We start from the raw sequence: 3,639 nt of genomic DNA on the forward strand, positions 1-3,639 counted from the left end.
GCCATCGATCTGCCCAGCGTGCAGCACAAGCTGCTGCACGACGGCCGTGGCGGTTATTGCTACGAACTCAGCGGCCTGTTCCTGGCGTTGCTGCAGCAGCTGGGGTTCGACGCGCGCGCGATCGCCGCGCGGGTGGTGATGGGACAGACCAATGACACCCCGACGCCACGCACCCACATGCTGGTGCTGGTGCGGATCGAGGCGGTGGACTACAGCGTCGATGTCGGCTTCGGTGGCAACACCCCCACCGGCCCGCTGCGGCTGGACAGCCGTTTCGCGCAACCGACGCCGCATGAGCGCTACCGGCTGGATCTGCACGATGGGGACTACCTGCTGCAGGTGGAGATCGACGGCGCGTGGCGGCCGCTGTATCGCTTCGACCTGCAGCCGCAGGCGGCGATCGATCACGTGGTGGGCAACTGGTATGTCTGCACCCATCCGCACTCCTCCTTCCCCGGGCAACTGCGGGCAGCGCTGGCCGGCCCCGGCTGGCGGCGAACGCTCGGCGCCGGTGTCTACACCGTGCACCGCAGTGGCCAGCCCAGCGAGCGCCGGCGGCTGACCGATGTGGACGACGTGCTGGTGGTGCTGCGCGATGCGTTCGGCATCACCGTGCCACCGCATCCGCGCCTGCGCGAGGCCATCGCGGCGTGGCTGCGCGGCGTGGCGTGAGCGCCTCCTGAGACCTCGGCCGACGCTGCCTGCCGCGCATTCCCTGCGCTGGCGGCGAGGCTGGCACGCACCGATGCACAGCAAGAACGGCCAAGCGCCCGTCCCCACGCTGGGCTACGCTGCGTGCCTGTGCAGCGGGAGGGAACCGCATGAGTGCGGCACGCAGGGCCCTGTGGTACATCGAAAGCCACCACGCCGCGCCGATCGCGCTGGCCGACATCGCCGCCGTGGTCGGCCTGTCGCCGTTCCACCTGTCGCGGCTGTTCCAGGCCAGCACCGGCACCTCGCTGGTGCGCTACCTGCGCGGCCGCCGCCTGAGCGAGGCGGCGCGACGATTGGCCGGCGGCGCCAGCGACATTCTGGAGGTCGCACTCGACGCGGGCTATGGTTCGCATCCCACCTTCACCCGTGCCTTCGGCGAGCAGTTCGGGCGCACCCCCGAGCAGGTGCGCGCGCAGGGGCTGGGCGATATCACGCTGGTCGAGGCGATCAAGCTCGATGACGTGCCCCAACCCTGTGTGCAGCCCCCCAACATCGTCGACGCCGATGCGCTGCTGGTCGCCGGCATCGGCGCGCGGCATCGCGGTGCATCGGTGGCATCGATTCCTTCGCAATGGCAGCAGCTGGCGATGCAGTGCCCACGGGCACCGGCGGTCAGCTACGGCGTGTGCTGCAACAGCGACGAGGAAGGCAGCTTCGACTACATCGCCGGTATCGAGGTGCCGGGTTTCGCCGACCTGCCCCCGGGCTGGCAGGCGATCCGCATCCCCGCGCGGCGCTACGTGGTGGCCTGGCATGCCGGGCATATCTCGGCCATCCGCTCGACCTGGTMCTGGCTGTTGAACCACTACCTGCCGTCGGCCGGGCTCAGCCTGGCCGACGCCCCCGAACTGGAGCGCTACGACGCGCGCTTCGATGACACCACCGGCCACGGCGGCATGCAGATCTGGCTGCCGCTGGCCGACACCCCACACACCGGAGACACCGCATGCGCCTGACCCTGCCACTGCTGTTGCTGCTGCTCGCTGCCGTGAGCGCCTCCGCGGTGGCCGCGCCGCCGACGGTGCCTGTCGGCGAACGGCATGGCGTGGCCCACCTGCCCAGCGCGGCAGTGCGCGATGCCGCCGGGCGCGACGCCCTGCGCTACACCGTGTGGTATCCGGCCACGCCGGAGGCACGCGAGCGCCCGATCGTCATCGGGCCGCCGGATGCACCGCTGTTCACCGTGGGCAGCGCAGCAGCCGATGCCGGTATCGTCTCCGGCCGCCTGCCTGCCCTGCTGCTGTCGCACGGCAACGGCGGCAGCGCGCGGATGATGGGCTGGTTCGGTATCGCGATGGCGCGCGCGGGCTACCTGGTGATCGCGGTGGATCACCCCGGCAACAACGGCATCGACCCGATGACACTGGCCGGCAGCATCCTGATCTGGGAGCGCGCCGAAGACCTCAAGGCTGCACTGACCGCCGTGCAGGCCGACCCGCAACTGGGCCCGCACCTGGATGCCCGCCGCGTGGGCGTGGCCGGCTTCTCGGCCGGTGGCTTCACCGCGCTGGCCGCTGCCGGTGCGCGCGTGGACCTGGCACGGCTGATCGCGTTCTGCCGCGCACAGCCCGACGATGGCGTGTGCCGGCCGCAGCTGGAATCGCCGGACACGACCCTGGAGGCACGCATCGCCGCCGCCGCATCGCCTGCGCTGGCGCCATACATGGCGCGTGCCGCTGACGACCACGGCATCCCCGGGATCGGCGCGGTGTTCCTGATGGCCCCGGCGATCGTGCAGGCCTTCCCGCCGGACCAACTACGGAAGCTGCAGCAACCGATGTCGATCCTGGCCGGGGATGCGGATGAGGTAGCCCCGCCGGTCACCAACGCCGAGGTGGTCGCCGCGCTGAGCCCGTCTGCCGGGCTGCGCACCGCGCCCGACGTGGGCCATTACGATTTCCTGGCTACCTGCACCGATGCCGGGCGGCGGGTCATGCCTGCGCTGTGCACCGGCACGGTACCGCGCGAGGACACCCACGCGGCCGCGATCCTGCAGGCGACCCATCTGTTTGATGAAGCCCTCGTGCCGGAAGGTGCGCGATCCAACCGCTAGCACGTCGGTCGGTCAACGCCGTCGAGCCGCGCACTCATTCGCTGCGCGGTGCGGCGCCGACCGGTGCAGGTTTCCACGCGCGCAACAACGGCAGCGGGTCGTACGCGCCATCGGCACCATAGATGCCCCAGTGCAGGTGCGGCGGCGTGCCCTTGGCATTGCCGCTGTCGCCGACATAGCCCAGCACGGTGCCGGCACTGACCACCTCACCGCGCACCAACCCCTCCCGCCAGCCCTCCAGATGGGCGTAGTAGTAGCGCTCGCGCGCCGGACCCAGCACCCACACCTGGCGCCCGCCCAGGCCGCCCTCGCGGATATCCACCACGACCCCGTCGCTGGCGCTGCGCACGGCAGTGCCGCGCTTGGCGAAGATATCCACGCCGGCATGGGTACGGTCGCGCCCGCGCGGCGCGCCGAAGGTATCGGCGATGCGCCGGGCCTTCACCCCCTCCACCGGCACCGGCAGCGCACGCGGCGGCGGCAGCCGCGACAGGCTCCACAGCGCGCGCGGCACCTCTGCCCAGCGACTGTTCCACAGCATGCCCACCGCCAGCGCGCAGGCGGCCAGGACCAGCAGGCGGATCAGCCAGCGGCGCAGGCGCCGTGCGGGGGACGGGGCCGTGCTGGCGGTCGTTTCGGCGGGTTCGTCGCGGGGCATCGTCGCTCCAGTGCGGGTGCTGCGGGGCCTCGCAGCGGATCCGAACGACAATACAAAGCCAATGTGGGCCCAACATGAAGTAGTGCCGGCCGCTGGCCGGCTGCGCCTGCCGGTGGGTAGTGCCGGCCGCTGGCCGGCTGCGCCTGCCGGTGGGTAGTGCCGGCCGCTGGCCGGCTGCGCCTTCGGTTGGCCGGTGCCGGGAGCCGGCCAGCGG

4 protein-coding genes are annotated in these 3,639 nt (G+C 71.7%); 3 read left to right on the forward strand and 1 reads right to left on the reverse strand.

Annotation, left to right across the window (positions count from 1 at the left end; all coding sequences use genetic code 11):
• From ACXJKH_RS16840 to ACXJKH_RS16850, 3 genes are all read left to right on the forward strand, one after another.
• Window positions 1-672 (forward strand): arylamine N-acetyltransferase family protein (locus ACXJKH_RS16840; RefSeq protein WP_457321028.1); only part of this gene is annotated, 672 nt, incomplete at its 5' end.
• Between the two features lie 149 nt (window positions 673-821).
• On the forward strand, window positions 822-1,670 hold the full coding sequence (locus tag ACXJKH_RS16845) for an AraC family transcriptional regulator (RefSeq protein WP_457321030.1): 849 nt from the start codon (window positions 822-824) through the stop codon (window positions 1,668-1,670).
• Window positions 1,661-2,767: an alpha/beta hydrolase family protein gene (locus ACXJKH_RS16850; protein WP_457321032.1), complete on the forward strand. Its 1,107-nt coding sequence runs from the start codon at window positions 1,661-1,663 to the stop codon at window positions 2,765-2,767. Before ACXJKH_RS16845 ends, ACXJKH_RS16850 begins: the two co-directional genes overlap by 10 nt.
• 34 nt (window positions 2,768-2,801) lie before the next feature.
• Here ACXJKH_RS16850 and ACXJKH_RS16855 read toward each other — a convergent pair whose 3' ends face one another.
• Window positions 2,802-3,425, reverse strand: a complete 624-nt coding sequence (locus ACXJKH_RS16855) for a M23 family metallopeptidase (RefSeq protein ID WP_457321034.1) — start codon at window positions 3,423-3,425, stop codon at window positions 2,802-2,804.
• Between the last annotated feature and the right edge of the window lie 214 nt (window positions 3,426-3,639).

The organism is Stenotrophomonas sp. P5_B8, from assembly GCF_054049855.1.

Coding starts and splice junctions, on each gene's coding strand:
- ACXJKH_RS16850 (WP_457321032.1), top strand. CDS start 1,661: ATGCGCCTGACCCTGCCACTGCTGTTGCTGCTGCTCGCTGCCGTGAGC.
- ACXJKH_RS16855 (WP_457321034.1), bottom strand. CDS start 3,425: ATGCCCCGCGACGAACCCGCCGAAACGACCGCCAGCACGGCCCCGTCC.